A 16694-nucleotide genomic window follows, 5' to 3' on the forward strand; every position below is an offset into this window, starting at 1 on the left:
TCGGACAAGGTGCCGACGCGATTTCCAGTCGGGATGCTGAATGGAATAGAAGACCATGTTGAAGCAGCGCACTATCAAATCGATCGTGAAGACGGTCGGCATCGGCTTGCATTCGGGACGCAAGGTCGATCTGACGCTTCGTCCTGCCGCGCCGGGCACGGGCATCGTGTTCTCGCGCGTGGATCTGCCCACGCCGGTGGACATTCCCGCGTCGGCGATGGCGATTGGCGACACGCGGCTCGCGTCGGTGTTGCAGAAGGACGGCGCACGCGTGTCGACGGTCGAGCACCTGATGTCCGCGTGCGCGGGCCTTGGGATCGACAATCTGTATGTCGACGTCACCGCTGAGGAAATTCCGATCATGGACGGCAGCGCAGCTTCGTTCGTGTTTCTGATTCAGTCCGCCGGTATCGAAGAACAGAACGCTGCGAAGAAGTTCATCAAGGTGAAGAAGACGGTCGAGATTCGCGATGGCGACAAGTTCGCGCGTCTCGATCCATATTTCGGCTTCAAGCTGAAGTTCACGATCGACTTCCGTCACCCGGCCGTCGACAAGACCGGTCAGGCGCTGGAAGTGGATTTCGCCAACACGTCGTATGTGCGCGAGATCGCGCGCGCACGTACGTTCGGTTTCGCGCATGAAGTGGAAACGATGCGTGAGCTGGGTCTTGCGCGCGGCGGCAGCATGGACAACGCGATCGTGCTCGACGAGTACCGCATTCTGAATAACGACGGGCTGCGCTACGACGATGAGTTCGTCAAGCACAAGATGCTCGACGCGATTGGCGACCTGTACGTGGTCGGCCATCCTCTGCTCGCGTCGTATGATGCGTACAAGTCGGGCCACGGTCTGAACAACGCGTTGCTGCGCGAACTGCTCGCACACGAAGACGCGTACGAGATCGTCACGTTCGACGATCCGCAAAAAGCCCCGCGTGGGTTTGCGTACGATACCCAGACGGCATTTGCGTGATCACGGATGCGCGGCGCAGTGTGCGTCGCGCGTTCGGCGGGTTTTGAAGAAGAGCGACCCCAGGCGGGTCGCTTTTTTGTTTACGGCGAGCGTGGCGCGCCGTTTACTTACGATGCCGCGCGGCCATGCGGGCCAACGCGGTCTGCAACGGCGACGGTGCGAGTGACTCGCTTAGCTGCTGCAGCGCATCGGCGCCGACGCGCGTCATGCGGGCCTGTTTGAGCGGCGGTGGCGCTTCCAGCGGCTTTGGCCGCACGCGTATTTTCAGAGACTCGACCGGCCAGCCGCGCTGCTGCAAGTCGGCCAGCAGCCGCGGCTCGAGATGTCGCAGACGCGCGGCGAGCGCATTGTGCGCGGCGAATATGGCCAGTACGCCGTCCTTGATGAAGCCCGGCTCGACGCTCGTTGCCAGATAATCGGGCAGTAACGCGTTGAGGTCGCGCTCGAGCGCGGCGATCTGCTCGACGCCCGCGCGCAGTGCGGAAAATGCATCGGTACGGGCGAGGAGATCGGCAAGCCGTTGCGGGCGGCGCGGGTCGAATGACGCTGACGGCGACCGTGTGGTCGGTTTTGAGAACGGCGGCCTTGAATTCGACGGAGAGCGGCTCATGGGCTCATGTTTGGCGGTAATGGCGCGGCGAATGGGGCGCGGCGAATGGGGCGCGCGAATCGGGCGCGCGAATGGGGCGACATGCAATGCCGATTTTACCGCGCGCGCTTCACGTATGACCGTGTCTGCGGTGCGAGCGTCGAAGCTTTGTCGCCGCGGCGCCCGGCCGGCGAGGCTCAATCAGCGGACAAATTGATCCAGACACGGTGACGAGGGCTGCGGCAAGCGCCAGAATGGCTGTCAGGGATCAGGCTCAACCTTCTCACGCACGACACAGGCGCGCCGTAGGCTGCGTGCTAAAATCCCCGATTCGAATTCACTCCTTGACAAGCCGCGCCGAGGCATTCCGACACCGGGCAAGCGAGCGCACCACCCCGGCCGCGCTGTTCCGCGCTGTTCCGTTTTCGTGCCGAAGCCGCGACGCACAGATACCGATCCGATGACCACCGGTTTTCTACAAAAGATTTTTGGCAGTCGCAACCAGCGGCTCGTCAAGCAATATCAAAAGACCGTCGTGTCGATCAATGCGCTCGAGACGCAGATCGAGCAATTGACGGACGATCAATTGCGCGCGAAAACGGATGAATTCCGGCAGCGGGTCGCGGGCGGCGAGTCGCTCGACAAGCTGCTACCGGAGGCATTCGCGGTGTGCCGCGAGGCCAGCAAGCGCGTGCTGAAGATGCGCCACTTCGATGTACAGCTGATCGGCGGGATGGTGCTCCACTACGGCAAGATCGCGGAAATGCGCACCGGCGAGGGCAAGACGCTGGTTGCGACGCTCGCCGCGTATCTGAATGCGCTGTCCGGCCGCGGCGTGCACGTCGTGACGGTGAACGACTATCTCGCCCAGCGGGATGCCGAATGGATGGGGCGTCTGTACAACTTCCTCGGGCTGTCGGTCGGCGTGAATCTGTCACAGATGGATCACAGCCTGAAGCAGGAGGCGTACGCATCGGACATCACGTACGGCACCAACAACGAGTTCGGCTTCGACTATCTGCGCGACAACATGGTCTACGAGACTGAGTCGCGCGTGCAGCGCGCGCTCAACTTCGCGATCGTCGACGAAGTCGACTCGATCCTGATCGACGAGGCGCGTACGCCGCTCATTATTTCGGGCCAGGCGGAAGATCACACTGAGCTGTACGTGCGGATGAACGCGCTGCCGCCGCTGCTCGAGCGGCAGATCGGCGAAGAGAAGGCTGACGGCACCGGCGTCGAAAAGCCGGGCGACTATACGCTCGACGAGAAAGCGCGCCAGGTGTTTCTCACCGAGTCTGGCCATGAGAAGGCCGAGCGGCTGCTCGCCGAGTGGGGCCTGATCGGCGAGGGCGAGAGCCTGTACGCGCCGCAGAACATCACGCTGATGCACCACGTGTACGCGGCGCTGCGCGCGCATACGCTGTTCCACCGCGACCAGCACTATGTGGTGCAGAACGGCGAAGTGATCATCGTCGACGAATTCACCGGCCGTCTGATGGCCGGTCGCCGCTGGTCCGATGGTCTGCACCAGGCGGTCGAAGCGAAGGAACACGTGAAGATCCAGAGCGAGAACCAGACGCTCGCATCGATCACGTTCCAGAACTACTTCCGCATGTACGGGAAGCTGTCCGGCATGACCGGTACGGCCGATACCGAAGCGTACGAATTCAACGAGATCTACGGCCTCGAAACCGTTGTGATTCCAACCAACCGGCCGCCGAAGCGGCTCGACCGGCAGGATCAGATCTACAAGACCGCGCGCGAACGCTACGACGCGGTGATCCGCGATATTCGCGAATGCTTCGAGCGCGGCCAGCCGGTGCTGGTCGGCACGACGTCGATCGAAAACTCGGAATTGCTGTCGCAGTTGCTGAAGAAGGCGGGCTTGCCGCACGAGGTGCTGAACGCGAAGCAGCACGAGCGCGAGGCGGCCATCGTCGCGGAGGCCGGGCGGCCGCAGCGCATTACGATCGCGACCAACATGGCCGGCCGCGGTACCGACATCGTGCTTGGCGGCAATGCGGAGAAGCAGGCCGCGTTCCTCGAGGTGGACGAGACGATCCCCGCGGACGAAAAGCAGCGCCGCATCGCGCAGCTGCATGGCGAATGGCAGACGCTACACGATCAGGTGAAGGCGGCGGGCGGCTTGCACATCATCGGCACCGAACGCCACGAGTCGCGCCGGATCGACAACCAGCTGCGTGGCCGTGCGGGTCGGCAGGGCGACCCGGGTTCGTCGCGTTTCTTCCTGTCGCTGGAAGATCCGCTGCTGCGCATTTTTGCCGGCGACCGGGTGCGCGCGATCATGGACCGGCTGAAGATGCCCGAAGGCGAGGCGATCGAGGCCGGCATCGTCACGCGTTCGATCGAATCCGCGCAGCGCAAGGTCGAGGCGCGCAACTTCGATATCCGCAAGCAGCTGCTCGAATACGACGACGTCGCGAACGACCAGCGCAAGGTGATCTACCAGCAGCGCAACGAGCTGCTCGAAGCGCACGACATCACCGAAACGATCGGCGCGATGCGCCATGGCGTGATCAGCGACATCGTGCACCAGTTCGTGCCGGCGGGCAGCATCGAAGAGCAGTGGGATGTGCCCGAGCTCGAAGAAGCGCTGCGCAACGACTGGCAGCTCGACCTGGCGATTCAGGAGATGATCAACGAATCGCAATCGATCGATGCGGACGAGATTCTCGAAGCCGTGCTCGCGGCTGCCGATGAAGCGTACGAGGGGAAGGTCACGCTGGTTGGCCGCGAGTCGTTCAGCGCGTTCGAGCGCTCGATCATGCTGCAGACGCTCGATCGCAGCTGGCGCGAGCACCTCGCGGCCCTCGATCACCTGCGCCAGGGCATCCATCTGCGCGGCTATGCACAGAAGAACCCGAAGCAGGAATACAAGCGTGAGGCGTTCGAACTGTTTGCAGCGATGCTCGATGCGGTGAAGCTCGAAGTCACGCGCATCGTGATGAACGTGCAGATCCAGTCGCCGGAGCAGCTCGAGCAGGCGGCCGAGCAGTACGAAGAGCAGGGCGGCCATCTGGAGAACGTCGAATTCCGTCACGCGGACTATTCGGATTCGAACGCGGCCACGGCTGTCGCGGTGGCGCCTGTCGCAGCCGACGCAGCCGCGACGATGATCGGCGATGCGATGAGCCATGCGCCGAAAGGCGGCGCTGCCGCCGCACCGTTGCCAGGCGACGGCATCCCGAAGGTCGGTCGCAACGATCCATGCCCATGCGGCAGCGGCAAGAAGTACAAGCAGTGTCACGGCAAGATCGCGTGATCGTTACACAGGCGGCGCGCTCGATGCGCGCCGCGTTGTTTGCATCGCTGCAATGACACGCGCGCCCGTGCGCATGCGCGGGCATTTGTGCGATACATTGCAGCTGTTTTCGTGACCGCCCGGCGCGATGCCGCGCGGCCAGTTATGATCCGATGCCGGCGCCCGCCGGCATTTTTACCTTCGACAGGTCGCTACCATGGCTGTCAATTTCCCTTCGATTGAACCCGCTCAACTTCATCCGGTACCGGGTGTGACGCTCGGCTGGGCCGAGGCGCATATCCGCAAGCCGAACCGCAAGGACGTGCTCGTCATCTCCGTCGACGAAGGGGCGACGGTGGCGGGTGTGTTCACGTCGAACCGGTTTTGCGCGGCGCCGGTGACGGTGTGCCGCGAACATCTGGAGCGCGTGCGCAATGGCGGTGCGGATGGCAAGGGTATCCGCGCGCTGGTTATCAACACGGGCAACGCGAATGCAGGCACCGGCGAACCGGGCCTCGCGCACGCGCGCGAAACGTGCGACGAGCTTGCGCGGCTCGCTGGCATCGCGCCGCATCAGGTGCTGCCGTTTTCGACCGGCGTGATTCTCGAACCGCTGCCGATAGACCGCCTGAAGGCGGGTTTGCCGGCCGCGCTGGCGAACCGTGCGGCCGCGCACTGGTACGATGCCGCGCAAGCGATCATGACCACGGACACGCTGCCGAAAGCCGCGTCGCGCCAGGTGACGATCGATGGCCACACGGTCACGATGACCGGCATCAGCAAGGGCGCCGGCATGATCAAGCCGAACATGGCGACCATGCTGGGCTTTCTCGCGTTCGACGCCGCGCTCACGCAGCCGGTGCTCGACGCACTCGTCAAACATGTTGCGGACCGCTCGTTCAACTGCATCACGATCGACGGCGATACGTCGACCAACGATTCGTTCATCCTGATCGCGTCGGGCAAGTCGAGCCTGCCGGCGATTACGTCGACCGGGTCGGCGGCTTACGCGGCGCTGCGCGATGCGGTCACCGAAGTCGCGCAGACGCTCGCGCAGCTGATCGTGCGCGACGGCGAGGGCGCGACGAAGTTCATGACGGTGCAGGTCGAAGGCGGCACGAGCATCGCCGAATGCCGGCAGATCGCTTATGCGATCGGGCACTCGCCGCTCGTCAAAACGGCGTTCTACGCGTCCGATCCGAACCTCGGGCGCATTCTCGCGGCGATCGGCTATGCGGGCGTCGACGACCTCGACGTCGGCAAGATCGATCTGTATCTGGATGACGTGCTGGTCGCGAAGGCAGGCGGGCGCAATCCGGCGTATCGTGAAGAAGACGGCCAGCGCGTGATGAAAAAGAGCGAGATCGCGATTCGCGTGCTGCTAGGCCGCGGTAACGCGCAAGCGACGATCTGGACCTGCGACCTGTCTCACGACTACGTGAGTATCAACGCCGATTACCGTTCCTGATCGGGTGCAGTGCCGGCGGCGCAGACACCGCCTGTTCGGAATGTGCCGCCCGCCGGCTTTCATGTTTGCCTTGACCCCGATTCGCCTCTCACTTTAGCCATGGAAAAACTCGAACTGCTGTTGACCCGCGCCGAAGCGGTGCTGGGCCGTCTTGAAGCAATGCTGCCGCCGGCGGCGCCTGACGTCGATTGGGGCGCCGCGATTGCGTTTCGCTGGCGCAAACGCCAGGGCCGCGGTTTTCTGCAGCCGGTGCCGACGATCTCGTCGATTTCGTTTGCCGACTTGCAGAATATCGACCGTCAAAAGGATCTGATCGAGCAGAACACGCGGCAGTTCGTGCGCAAGCAGCCGGCCAACAATGTGCTGCTGACGGGTGCGCGCGGCACCGGCAAGTCGTCGCTGATCAAGGCGTGTCTGAACGCGTATGCGAAGGATGGGCTGCGGCTGATCGAGGTCGACAAGGACGATCTGCACGATCTCGGCGATATCGTCGATCTGATCTCGACGCGGCCGGAGCGCTTTATCGTGTTCTGCGACGATCTGTCATTCGAGGAGGGCGAATCCGGTTACAAGGCGCTGAAGGTCGCGCTGGACGGGTCGGTGGCCGCTCAGTCCGACAACGTGCTGATCTACGCGACGTCGAACCGCCGCCATCTGTTGCCCGAATACATGAGCGACAACGAGACGTACAAGCATACGGCGGACGGTGAGATTCATCCGGGCGAAGTGGTCGAGGAAAAGATCTCGCTGTCCGAGCGGTTCGGCCTGTGGGTCAGCTTCTATCCGTTCAAGCAGGATGATTACCTCGCGATCGTCGCGCACTGGTTGCGCCATTTCGGTTGCGACGACGCCGGCGTCGAAGCCGCGCGCGGCGATGCGCTCGTGTGGGCGCTCGAACGCGGCTCGCGTTCCGGACGGGTCGCGTGGCAGTTTGCACGCGACTGGTCGGGCCGCCGGGCGCAGGCATGAGCGGCCGCGTCGATAATCAGGCGCAGCCCGCGGCGCGGCCGGTAACGGAAGTTGCGGTCGGCGTGCTGGTGCAGCCGGACGGTCGTTATCTGCTTGCGCAGCGGCCGGCCGGCAAGCCTTACGAAGGTTACTGGGAATTCCCGGGCGGCAAGCTCGAGCCCGGCGAAACCGTCGAGTCGGCGCTCGCGCGCGAGCTGCACGAAGAACTGGGTATCGACGTGCAGGCGTGCCATCGGTGGCATACGCTGGAGCACGACTATCCGCACGCGTATGTGCGGCTTTACTTTTGCAAGGTCACCGCGTGGACCGGCGAGCCGCACGGGCGCGAGGGCCAGGCGTTCGTCTGGCAGACGCTGCCCGCCGATGTGACACCGCTACTTCCTGCGACGATACCGGTACTCGAGTGGCTCGCGGCTGAGTGACGCGGCGCAAAGAGTGTGGGAGCCTGCGTCCGCGACCTTCAATGATGCGCGTTATCGCCGGACGCATCGTCGGTTGGCGGTTCTTCATCGTTGCTGCCAATCTTGTACTTTTCGGCGGCCCAGGCGCCGAGGTCGATCTGCTTGCAGCGTTCCGAGCAGAACGGGCGAAAGCGGCTTTCCGGGGTCCAGCGGACATCCTTGCCGCAGGTCGGGCATTTGACGACGGTGGTCATTCTGTTTGAGGCGGTGTCGATCGAAACGTAACGAACGTCGAATCTGGGGGCGTTCGTTTCAGGTTAAAGCTCGGCGCGAGCCCTTAGCCATCGTTGCGTTGCCGGAACACGATCATGCTCAAAGACTACACAGCGTAAGCTGGAACGGCACGTCGACGTCGACTGCGCGCGGCCGCAGATCGCCATCCTGCACCGTATAACGGACCCACAGCATGTATTTGTTCGCGCTCGCTTCCGGAATGACGTGCAATTCCGGCGCGACGCGCACTTGCATCAACTGGTACGTGCGGCCTGACAGCATCTGCTGGTAGCTGCCCTGCATCGCCATGACCTTCGACGCCTGACCGGACTCGCGCGCAAGACGCAGCACGATGGCGGCCGCGTCGCGCAGCGGCAGCAACGGCATCACCCACTTCGCGATATCCTGGCGGCGCTGATCCGGATGCGTCTGCTGCCATGAGTAGTACGACGGAAGATCGAACTTGCAGGTGCCGCCCGGAATGATCGCGCGGCTGCGGATACTGGACAGCCATTCGTTGTCGGACAGATGCTGCCCGGTCTTGCCTTGCATCTGCGCGAGACCGGCGAGTGTCTGTTCGATTTCGCCGAGGACGGCCTCGAGCGCGTTCTGCTCGATGCCGGGATTGCCGCGGAACGGTGCGAGCGTTTGACGCTGCCGCTCGAGTTCCTTCATCAGATCAGACTTCAGATCCGCACGGCCCGCAACCTCCGCGATCTCGAACAGCGTGGTGAGCGCGACGTGATGTTCCCTCGGATCTTCCTGAGTCAAAAAGAACGTGAAGCGCTCGAACAGGTCTTCGAGGCGCAATAGCGTTCTGATTCGCTCGTTGAAGGGATACTCGTAAAGAATCAAGCGGGCTCGCCTCGCGCGTGGTCGGTAACGGAATTGCAGGACATTCTAATGCCGTGACTCTACGCTAGCAATGAAACACTGGTTCCGTCCAGTTCGCAATTTTTTCGCTTTTGTTACTGCAAGATCGCTACGCACTGCCCGATTTTTACGCAATCGCGTGCGTTTGGGGGGGGGCGCACGATCTGGACGGCTATGTGCGCAGCGTTATCCGGCCTTGCGGACGGCTGCTAATGACCGGCACATGACGCATACAGCCGATGCAATTCGTCGACGCGCGCGTCGAGCGATTCGAGCGGCAGATTGTCGTTGACGATCACGTCGTCAGCCGCGGCGAGACGCGCGTCCCGCGTCGCCTGCCGGGCGATGATCGCGAGCACCTGCTCGCGCGTGAACGCGTTGCGGCTCATCACACGAACGATTTGCGTGTCGATGCTGCAATCGATAACGAGCACGCGGTCCACGCGCCCCTTCCAGGTTCCCGATTCGACCAGCAGCGGCACAACGATGACGACGTAAGGGCCGCTTGCCTGCTGACGCTCGCGTTCAGTCTCCGCGCGGATCAGCGGGTGAGTGATCGCCTCGAGACGGCGCCGCGCAGTTTCGTCGCTAAAGACCAGCGTGCGCATACGTGCGCGATCGAGCGAGCCGTCTTGCGCGACAAACGATGCGCCAAACTCGCTTGCGATGGCCGGCATCGCGATGCCGTTCGGCGCGGTGATGCGATGCGCGATCGCATCGGTGTCGACGATCGGCACGCCGCGCGCCGCGAAGCGCTGCGCGACGAACGACTTGCCGCTGCCAATGCCACCCGTCAACCCGACTGCAAACATGCGTCAGCCTCCCAGCGCCATGTAGAACGGGGTACCGATAAACAGCGTGAGCGCGCCGCCCGCCGCAAGAAACGGACCGAACGGCAGTGGCTCTTCAAAGCGCATCCGTCCGCGCCAGGTGGCGACGAGGCCGACCACCGCACCGGCCACTGCGGCGATCAGGATGACCTGCGGCAGCGCGGCCCAGCCAAGCCATGCGCCGAGCGCGGCGAGTAGCTTGAAGTCGCCATAGCCCATGCCTTCGATGCCTCGTATCAGCTTGAACAGCCAGTGTACGCACCATAGCGCGAGATAGCCGCCGACCGCGCCGAGCACCGCGTCGTGCAAGCTCGCGAACAGGCCGCCGAAGTTGAGAATGAGGCCCGCCCACAGCAGCGGCAGTGTCAGCGAATCGGGCAGCAGGTGCGTGTCGATGTCGATCGCGCTCATGGCGAGCAGCGTCGCGCAGAGCCCGAACGCGGCGATTGCCGTGCCGCTCGCGCCGAACACCACGAGCGACGCGACGGCGCAGCCGGCGCTCGCGATTTCGAGGACCGGATAGCGCAGGCTGACGCGCGTTTTGCACTGCGAGCACCGGCCACGCAGCAGCAGATAGCTGAAGACGGGCACGTTTTCCCAGGCGTGCAGCAGGTGGCCGCAATGCGGGCATGCGCTGCGCGGCAGCCAGAGGTTGTAGCGCGGCGGCAGTCCATCGTCTTCGAAATGCTGGCCGGTGGCGTCGGCGACTTCGGCTCGCCACGCGCGTTCGAGCATGATCGGCAACCGGTGCACGACGACATTCAGAAAGCTACCGACCACGAGGCCGAACGCAACCGCGAAGACGATTTGTACAGTGAGCGGCAGCATGCCGAACGCGCTGCCGATGCCCGATGCAAGCTCGCCCAGATAGGCAAACCCCGACGCGAAAGGCGACGTGGAAGCCAACCCCGTAGATGATAAAAGCGACATGTTGTAGAGGTGGTCCGATACGGATGTGGACGCGGCCGGCATGGTAAATGTCCCGATTCGGCTGCGATGCTACACCACGTTGCCAAGTTGAATGATGGGAAGATACATCGCGATCACGAGGCCGCCGACGAGCAGCCCGAGCACGGCGATCACCATCGGTTCACACAAGCTCGCGAGCGCGCCGGTTTTTTCGGCTACCTGACGATCGCATAGCGATGCGACATCCATCAGCATCTTGTCGAGTGTGCCTGCTTCTTCGGCAACCGCGACCGGCTGGACCACTTCGGCGGGAAAGCAGCGGGTCGCCTGCATCGCGGCGGCGAGCCGCTCGCCGTTCTTGATCCGCGCGGCAATACCGGAGGTTGCGCGGTCGAAGTATGCGTTGCCGGTTGCATCGTCGAGCGAAACGAAAGCGTCGGCGAGCGGCGTACCCGCTGACAGCAACGTTCCGAGCGCGCGGCTCCAGCGCGCCGCGCAGAGCATCGTCAGCAGCGGCCCGGTGATGGGGGCGCGCAATGTCATGCGCGCGCACCACAGTCGCGCGGTGTCCGATATGAGCAGCAGCTTGGCGACGCTCACGCCGGCGGCAATGCCGAACACACCGATCGGCAAGCTCCATTTCGTGAGCGCGGCGGACAGCGCGAGCACGGCCTGCGTGGGCGCAGGCAGCGCCGCGCCGAAGCCGTCGAAAATCTGCCTGAAGGTCGGCACGACCCAGATCAGCAGTGCGGCGGTGATGACGATCGCAAGCGCGAGGATTGCTGCCGGATAGGTGAGTGCCGCGCGCACTTTCGCGCGCTGGGCGGCCGCGCGCTCACGATCGTCGGCGATGCGTTCGAGCACGTTGGCGAGTGCGCCGGACGCTTCGCCGACCGCGACCAGTTGCCAATACAACGGGCCGAACTGATCGGAGCGGGAGCGCAGCGCCTGCGAAAAACTCGAGCCCGTGACGATGTTGCGCGCAAGCGCGCCGACGATCCGCGACATGCCAACGCTTTTCTTTGTCGAAGCAGGCGCATTCGCGAGCAGTTCGAGCGACGGCGCAAGCGGCAGTCCAGCCCGCAGCAGACTGGCGAGCTGTCGGGTAAACCGCGTGATATCAGCGGGGCTTGCGTGCGCGCGCGGCGCCGGGCCGAGCGCGGTGAGTTCGACAATAAAGAGGCCGTCGCGCCTGAGCTTCGCGCGTGCGGCAGCGACATCCGTCGCGATGACATGGCCGCTCCGGTGTGTGCCGTCTGCTTCGACGCCGCGCCATCTGAAGCGCAGTTCTTCCGATAGCGATTCCAGTACGTCGTTCCTCATGCGACCTCGGTCGCGCTTAGCGCTTCGGCGAGACTCGTCGAGCCATCGCAAACGCGCGCGAGCGCCGCTTCGCGCAATGTGCGGACCGCTTCCGCGCGCGCCTGCCGAGCGATCGTATGGGTGCTCGCGTGCGTGACGATCGATTCGCGCATCGCATCGGAAACCGGCATCACCTGGTGCACGCCGATGCGCCCGCGATAGCCGACGCCGTGGCATGCGTCGCAGCCCACTGCGGCATACGGGCGCCAGCCGTCCAACCGGTCTTCGGGTACGCCTGTGGCACGCAATGCGGCGTGAAGCGCGGCAGTGGACTGCGTGTCAGGCATCCGGCACTGCGTGCACAGCTTGCGGACGAGACGCTGCGCGGTCACCATGCGCAGCGCGCCCGCCAGATTGTACGGTTCGACGCCGAGATCGATCAGGCGCGCGATTGCGGCGGGCGCGTCGTTCGTATGCAGCGTCGACAGCACGAGGTGGCCGGTTTGCGCGGCCTTGACCGCGATCCCGGCGGTTTCCTCGTCACGGATTTCGCCGACCATGATCACGTCCGGGTCCTGCCGCAAAAAAGCGCGGAGTGCGGTGGCGAATGTAAGTCCGGCCTTTTCGCGCACGTTGACCTGATTGACGCCGGCAAGCTGGATTTCCGCGGGGTCTTCGACGGAACACAAATTGCGCGATTGCGCGTTGAGCATCTGCAAAAAGCAATACAGCGAGAAAGTCTTGCCGCTGCCGGTCGGGCCGGTTACCAGCACGAGTCCATGCGGCGCGCGGATCGCCTGTTCGACGCTCGCGCACTGCCCGGTGCTCAGGCCGAGCGAATCAAGCGAGAGATCGGCGGGCAGCGATTCGAGCCGTCGCAGCACGAGCTTTTCGCCGAAGATTGTCGGCAGCGAGTTCACGCGGTAGTCTTCGACGCGGCCGGCGCCCGTCGCGAGCCGTAGCCGGCCGTCCTGCGGCACGCGGCGCTCGGCGATATCCATCCGCGCGAGCACCTTGACACGCGTGACAAACGCGTCGCGCAAATGGGCCGGCGGTGGTGCGGCTTCGTGCAGCACACCGTCGATGCGCAAGCGAATTCGCCAACCTTGTTCCGACGGTTCGATATGCAGGTCGGACGCGTTGCGGCGTGCTGCTTCCTGCAGCGTTTCCGTCAGCAGACGAACCGCCGGTGCGGCATCGGCTTCATCCAGTGCACTCAGTTGCGTGGAAGCCGTCAGCGACGCGTGCGGCGCGGGGTAAGACACTGGTTCGGCTTCGCGCGCAATGGATCGAAACATCGCGCCCGGCGCGGCGTTGGGCGCAGCGGTGTCGCGGAGTGGGTGTGGTGCAACGGAAGAGAGAAGTGTCATTGAATACCGGCCATGAGCCGCCTGTGCGATAGGACGCAGTCATGATCCGGTACGGCGCCCGCGTGCGCCATTCGGCCATTCGGCTAGCTGTGCGCGGCGTTCATTTGCAGTACGATGGCCGCGCCGACGCGGTGACCGGGTCAACGCGTGCCCCAGCGACGCGTGTGTCAGCGACGCGTCTGTCAGTGACGCTCGCCGCGGTGATACGTCTCTCAGCGACGCGCTTGCCGCCCGTAAGCGGCGTACGTTATTGCCGCAGCAGCCTCGTCGTCTTTGCGCCGGATTTCTGTCCCGGGCGGAACAGCTTCACCGTGCGAATTGCCTGATCGTCACTGCGCATCACTTCGAGTTTCACATCGCCGATCTGCACGCAAACGTCGCCCTCGGGAATCTCTTCGAGTATTTCGAGGATCAGGCCGTTGAGCGTTTTCGGGCCGTCAGTCGGCAAGCGCAATTGCAGCCAGCGGTTCAGTTCGCGCAGCGGCATGCTGCCGGCCACGATGCACTCGCCTTTATCGTCCCAGCCGCCGCGCGAACTCGCGCTGCGCGGCACCGAGGTGGTGAACTCGCCGATCAGTTCCTCGATGATGTCTTCCGGCGTGACGAGTCCCTGCAGTTCGCCGTATTCGTTGACGACGAGCGCGGTACGGTGGCGGCTTTCCTGGAAGTACTGCAGCTGCTGGAAAACGGGGGTGCCCGACGGCACGAAGTACGGCTCCGCGAGCAGCTCACGCAGCGTCTCGCGTTCGAGTTCCTGGTTGTGGAGGGCCGCCAGCGTCTTGCGTACATGCAGCACCCCGAGCACGCGATCGATATCGCCCTGATAGACGATCAGCTTGTTGTGATAGCAGGTTTCGAGCTGATGCAGGATCTGATCGAATGGCGCGGCGAAATCGAGCGCCTCGATCCGGCGGCGCGGAATCATCACATCGTCGACTGAGATGTTCTCGAGGTCGAACAGATTGAGCAGGATGCTGCGGTGCTTGGTCGGCATGAAGCTGCCCGACTCGAGCACGATGGTGCGTAGCTCTTCAGTCGACAGTCGCTGATCGCGCGCACCACCGGTGTTGATATGCAACAGGCGCAGGAAGCCGTTTGCGATCAGATTGACGAACCAGATGACGGGCTTGGCGATGCGCATTAACGGCGCGATCAACAGGCTGGCTGGCAACGCGATTTTTTCGGGGTATGTCGCGCCGACGATTTTCGGCGCGATCTCCGCGAACACGATGATCAGAAAAGCGACGATGCCGGTCGCGATCGACAGGACGACGCTGTTGCTGCCGAACGTATGCAGCGCGATCGACGTCGTGAGCACCGGGATGATCGTGTTGAACAGGTTGTTGCCGATCAGGATCACGCTCAGCAACTGGTCGGTGCGCGAAAGCAGGCCTTGTGTTGTCTTTGCGCCGAGCACGCCCTTGTTGGTCAGGTGCTTGAGCCGATGGCGGTTGAGCGCCATCATCGCCGTTTCGGAAATCGAAAAGAAGCTCGAACAGATCAGCAGTACCAACACGGCGCCTATCTGCGCCCATAAGGGAAGTTGTTCCACGCGTCGTGAAGTAAAGGGGAAGGGGATGGGGAGAATATAGCAGAGCGGTCATGCGCGCCCATTGGCGGGAGCGCAGAGGCCGCCGGCTGCTGGATGAAGCGGCGCGTGAAGCGTGAATGCGAGAAACCGGCGAACGGTCTGCCGACGAAAAGGCGGACGAAAAAAAACCGCGCTATATTGCGCGGTTTCTTAAAAATCTGGTCGGGGTGAGAGGATTCGAACCTCCGGCCTCTACGTCCCGAACGTAGCGCTCTACCAGGCTAAGCTACACCCCGATTTGTCCTGATCTGCTAACGGACTCCTACTGGACTAAACGGTCAGCTGAGTCTTGTTTAAGACTGCCTCGTCGTCGAGTAAGAACATAATTCTAGCAGGCTTTCCTTGTAAATGGAATCGGGAAACGAAGAAATAGCGGCGGCCGCTGCCTGCGCTTCCTGCTTCGCGCACCGCAGTGTGTGATCGAGTGCGCCGGAGCGCGTAATGGCTTCGAAAATAGTTTCGAACCGGTCGGTGCCGCCTTGCACGATCGCGTCGCGCGCAAGCGCCGCCTGCTCCGGCGTGCCGCGCTCGATCAGATAAATGAGCGGCAGCGTCGGCTTGCCTTCGCGCAGATCGTCGCCGGCGTTCTTGCCCATCGACTCCGCCGTGCCGGTGTAGTCGAGCCAGTCGTCCATGATCTGAAACGACGTGCCGATGCGGCGGCCGAATTCGGCGGCGGCTTCCTCGGTCGCGCCATCTGCATCGGACAGCACGGCGCCCAATTGCGCGGCCGCTTCAAACAGCTTCGCGGTCTTATAGCGGATCACCTGCATGTAACGCGCTTCGTCGACATCCGCGTCGTGCATGTTGAGCAACTGCAGCACTTCGCCTTCGGAAATGATGTTGGTCGCTTCCGACAGGATTTCCATTACGCGCATCTTGCCCGCGCCGACCATCATCTGAAACGAGCGCGAATAGAGAAAATCGCCGACCAGCACGCTCGCCGCGTTGCCGAAAAGTGCGTTCGCAGTTTGCCGGCCGCGCCGCAAGTCGGATTCGTCGACCACGTCGTCGTGCAGCAGCGTCGCCGTGTGAATGAACTCGATCACCGCGGCCAGTTCGTGACGCTGGCCGGTCGTGTCGCCCAACGCGCCCGCCACGAGCAGCAGCAGCGCCGGACGCAGGCGCTTGCCGCCCGCGCTGATGATGTACTCGGAAATCTGGTTGATCAGCATCACCTCGGACGCCAGGCGGTGCCGGATGACACGATTGACCTGCTGCATGTCTTCGGCAATGGGTGCGAGCAGGCTGGCGGCGTTGGGGGCGGGAGTGGCGGTCGACGACATGGTGGCGATCTGGGGTAATGCCGCGGATTATAAGGCGAATCGCGCAATTTCCGCGGCGCCGGGTCGGCATGGTCGGCTTTTCTGCCCATTCGGCCTATGCCGCGGACATCGAAGCGGCCTCAGACGTAGGAATCCGCGAACATCGACCGGTTTCGCCCAGCCGGATACCGATGGACTTTGACCGAACTGCTAACTCTATGTATAATCACGGGTTTCCGCGCGTGGTGCGTCGGGAAAATGAATCACGAATTCAGAGTGAGGTTTTCAATGTACGCGGTCATAAAAACCGGCGGCAAGCAGTACAAGGTTGCTGTCGGCGAAAAACTTAAAGTAGAACAGATACCGGCAGACATTGACGCAGAAATCACGCTCGACCAGGTTCTCGCAGTGGGCGAAGGCGAATCGATTAAGTTCGGTACGCCGCTGGTCAGTGGGGCTTCCGTCAAGGCTACCGTTGTCTCCCACGGTCGTCACGCCAAAGTGACCATCTTCAAGATGCGTCGCCGGAAGCACTACCAGAAGCACGGCGGCCACCGCCAGAACTACACCGAACTGCGCATCGACGCGATCAACGCGTAAGCGCATCGGCTAAGGA

15 protein-coding genes and 1 tRNA gene are annotated in these 16694 nt (G+C 63.2%); 6 read left to right on the forward strand and 10 right to left on the reverse strand.

The window, feature by feature from the left end; genetic code table 11:
- The first annotated feature begins 55 nt into the window (after positions 1-55).
- A complete protein-coding gene (gene lpxC / locus BX592_RS13410; RefSeq protein WP_134192275.1) occupies positions 56-973 on the forward strand; it encodes a UDP-3-O-acyl-N-acetylglucosamine deacetylase in 918 nt (305 codons plus the stop codon).
- A 103-nt stretch (positions 974-1076) separates the two neighbouring features.
- Here lpxC and BX592_RS13415 read toward each other — a convergent pair whose 3' ends face one another.
- Positions 1077-1583 (reverse strand): DciA family protein, encoded by a 507-nt coding sequence (locus BX592_RS13415; protein WP_134192276.1) that lies wholly within the window; start codon positions 1581-1583, stop codon positions 1077-1079.
- Between the two features lie 439 nt (positions 1584-2022).
- Between BX592_RS13415 and secA the strand changes: the two genes are divergently transcribed.
- The 4 genes from secA to BX592_RS13435 all read left to right on the forward strand — a co-directional run bounded on the left by secA (position 2023) and on the right by BX592_RS13435 (position 7686).
- A complete protein-coding gene (gene secA, locus BX592_RS13420; RefSeq protein WP_134192277.1) occupies positions 2023-4848 on the forward strand; it encodes a preprotein translocase subunit SecA in 2826 nt (941 codons plus the stop codon).
- Positions 4849-5044: 196 nt separating this feature from the next.
- Positions 5045-6295, forward strand: coding sequence for a bifunctional glutamate N-acetyltransferase/amino-acid acetyltransferase ArgJ (gene argJ, locus BX592_RS13425; RefSeq protein ID WP_134192278.1), 1251 nt, complete (start codon positions 5045-5047; stop codon positions 6293-6295).
- Between the two features lie 99 nt (positions 6296-6394).
- On the forward strand, positions 6395-7264 hold the full coding sequence (locus BX592_RS13430) for an ATP-binding protein (protein WP_134192279.1): 870 nt from the start codon (positions 6395-6397) through the stop codon (positions 7262-7264).
- Positions 7261-7686 (forward strand): NUDIX domain-containing protein, encoded by a 426-nt coding sequence (locus BX592_RS13435; RefSeq protein ID WP_134192280.1) that lies wholly within the window; start codon positions 7261-7263, stop codon positions 7684-7686. Before BX592_RS13430 ends, BX592_RS13435 begins: the two co-directional genes overlap by 4 nt.
- Positions 7687-7724: 38 nt before the next feature.
- On the opposite strand, the gene yacG is transcribed toward BX592_RS13435, so the two are convergent.
- From yacG to BX592_RS13480, 9 genes are all read right to left on the reverse strand, one after another.
- A complete protein-coding gene (gene yacG / locus BX592_RS13440) occupies positions 7725-7919 on the reverse strand; it encodes a DNA gyrase inhibitor YacG (protein WP_134192281.1) in 195 nt (64 codons plus the stop codon).
- Between the two features lie 118 nt (positions 7920-8037).
- Entirely contained in the window at positions 8038-8793 is a 756-nt protein-coding gene (gene zapD / locus BX592_RS13445) for a cell division protein ZapD (protein ID WP_134192282.1), read from the reverse strand.
- 227 nt (positions 8794-9020) lie between these two features.
- Positions 9021-9623, reverse strand: coding sequence for a dephospho-CoA kinase (gene coaE, locus BX592_RS13450; RefSeq protein WP_134192283.1), 603 nt, complete (start codon positions 9621-9623; stop codon positions 9021-9023).
- A gap of 3 nt (positions 9624-9626) precedes the next feature.
- Positions 9627-10571, reverse strand: coding sequence for a prepilin peptidase (locus tag BX592_RS13455; RefSeq protein ID WP_134192284.1), 945 nt, complete (start codon positions 10569-10571; stop codon positions 9627-9629).
- Positions 10572-10640: 69 nt separating this feature from the next.
- Positions 10641-11873: a type II secretion system F family protein gene (locus BX592_RS13460; protein ID WP_134192285.1), complete on the reverse strand. Its 1233-nt coding sequence runs from the start codon at positions 11871-11873 to the stop codon at positions 10641-10643.
- Positions 11870-13150, reverse strand: a complete 1281-nt coding sequence (locus tag BX592_RS13465; RefSeq protein WP_134192286.1) for a GspE/PulE family protein — start codon at positions 13148-13150, stop codon at positions 11870-11872. The genes BX592_RS13460 and BX592_RS13465 overlap by 4 nt, the downstream gene beginning before the upstream one ends.
- Positions 13151-13469: 319 nt before the next feature.
- Positions 13470-14774 carry an HlyC/CorC family transporter gene (locus BX592_RS13470; RefSeq protein WP_208327900.1) on the reverse strand — a complete coding sequence of 435 codons (1305 nt, stop codon included), beginning with the start codon at positions 14772-14774 and terminating at the stop codon, positions 13470-13472.
- Between the two features lie 198 nt (positions 14775-14972).
- A tRNA-Pro gene (locus BX592_RS13475) sits at positions 14973-15049 on the reverse strand.
- Between the two features lie 57 nt (positions 15050-15106).
- Positions 15107-16099, reverse strand: coding sequence for a polyprenyl synthetase family protein (locus BX592_RS13480; protein ID WP_134192288.1), 993 nt, complete (start codon positions 16097-16099; stop codon positions 15107-15109).
- A gap of 267 nt (positions 16100-16366) precedes the next feature.
- Here BX592_RS13480 and rplU point away from each other — a divergent pair, with 267 nt between their 5' ends.
- Positions 16367-16678: a 50S ribosomal protein L21 gene (gene rplU / locus BX592_RS13485; protein ID WP_006025184.1), complete on the forward strand. Its 312-nt coding sequence runs from the start codon at positions 16367-16369 to the stop codon at positions 16676-16678.
- Positions 16679-16694 lie beyond the last annotated feature (16 nt).

Origin of the sequence: Paraburkholderia rhizosphaerae (genome assembly GCF_004366595.1) — a bacterium.
Taxonomy (GTDB): Bacteria; Pseudomonadota; Gammaproteobacteria; order Burkholderiales; family Burkholderiaceae; genus Paraburkholderia; species Paraburkholderia rhizosphaerae.

Coding starts and splice junctions, on each gene's coding strand:
- lpxC (WP_134192275.1), top strand. CDS start 56: ATGTTGAAGCAGCGCACTATCAAATCGATCGTGAAGACGGTCGGCATC.
- BX592_RS13415 (WP_134192276.1), bottom strand. CDS start 1,583: ATGAGCCGCTCTCCGTCGAATTCAAGGCCGCCGTTCTCAAAACCGACC.
- secA (WP_134192277.1), top strand. CDS start 2,023: ATGACCACCGGTTTTCTACAAAAGATTTTTGGCAGTCGCAACCAGCGG.
- argJ (WP_134192278.1), top strand. CDS start 5,045: ATGGCTGTCAATTTCCCTTCGATTGAACCCGCTCAACTTCATCCGGTA.
- BX592_RS13430 (WP_134192279.1), top strand. CDS start 6,395: ATGGAAAAACTCGAACTGCTGTTGACCCGCGCCGAAGCGGTGCTGGGC.
- BX592_RS13435 (WP_134192280.1), top strand. CDS start 7,261: ATGAGCGGCCGCGTCGATAATCAGGCGCAGCCCGCGGCGCGGCCGGTA.
- yacG (WP_134192281.1), bottom strand. CDS start 7,919: ATGACCACCGTCGTCAAATGCCCGACCTGCGGCAAGGATGTCCGCTGG.
- coaE (WP_134192283.1), bottom strand. CDS start 9,623: ATGTTTGCAGTCGGGTTGACGGGTGGCATTGGCAGCGGCAAGTCGTTC.
- BX592_RS13455 (WP_134192284.1), bottom strand. CDS start 10,571: ATGTCGCTTTTATCATCTACGGGGTTGGCTTCCACGTCGCCTTTCGCG.
- BX592_RS13460 (WP_134192285.1), bottom strand. CDS start 11,873: ATGAGGAACGACGTACTGGAATCGCTATCGGAAGAACTGCGCTTCAGA.
- BX592_RS13465 (WP_134192286.1), bottom strand. CDS start 13,150: ATGTTTCGATCCATTGCGCGCGAAGCCGAACCAGTGTCTTACCCCGCG.
- BX592_RS13480 (WP_134192288.1), bottom strand. CDS start 16,099: ATGTCGTCGACCGCCACTCCCGCCCCCAACGCCGCCAGCCTGCTCGCA.
- rplU (WP_006025184.1), top strand. CDS start 16,367: ATGTACGCGGTCATAAAAACCGGCGGCAAGCAGTACAAGGTTGCTGTC.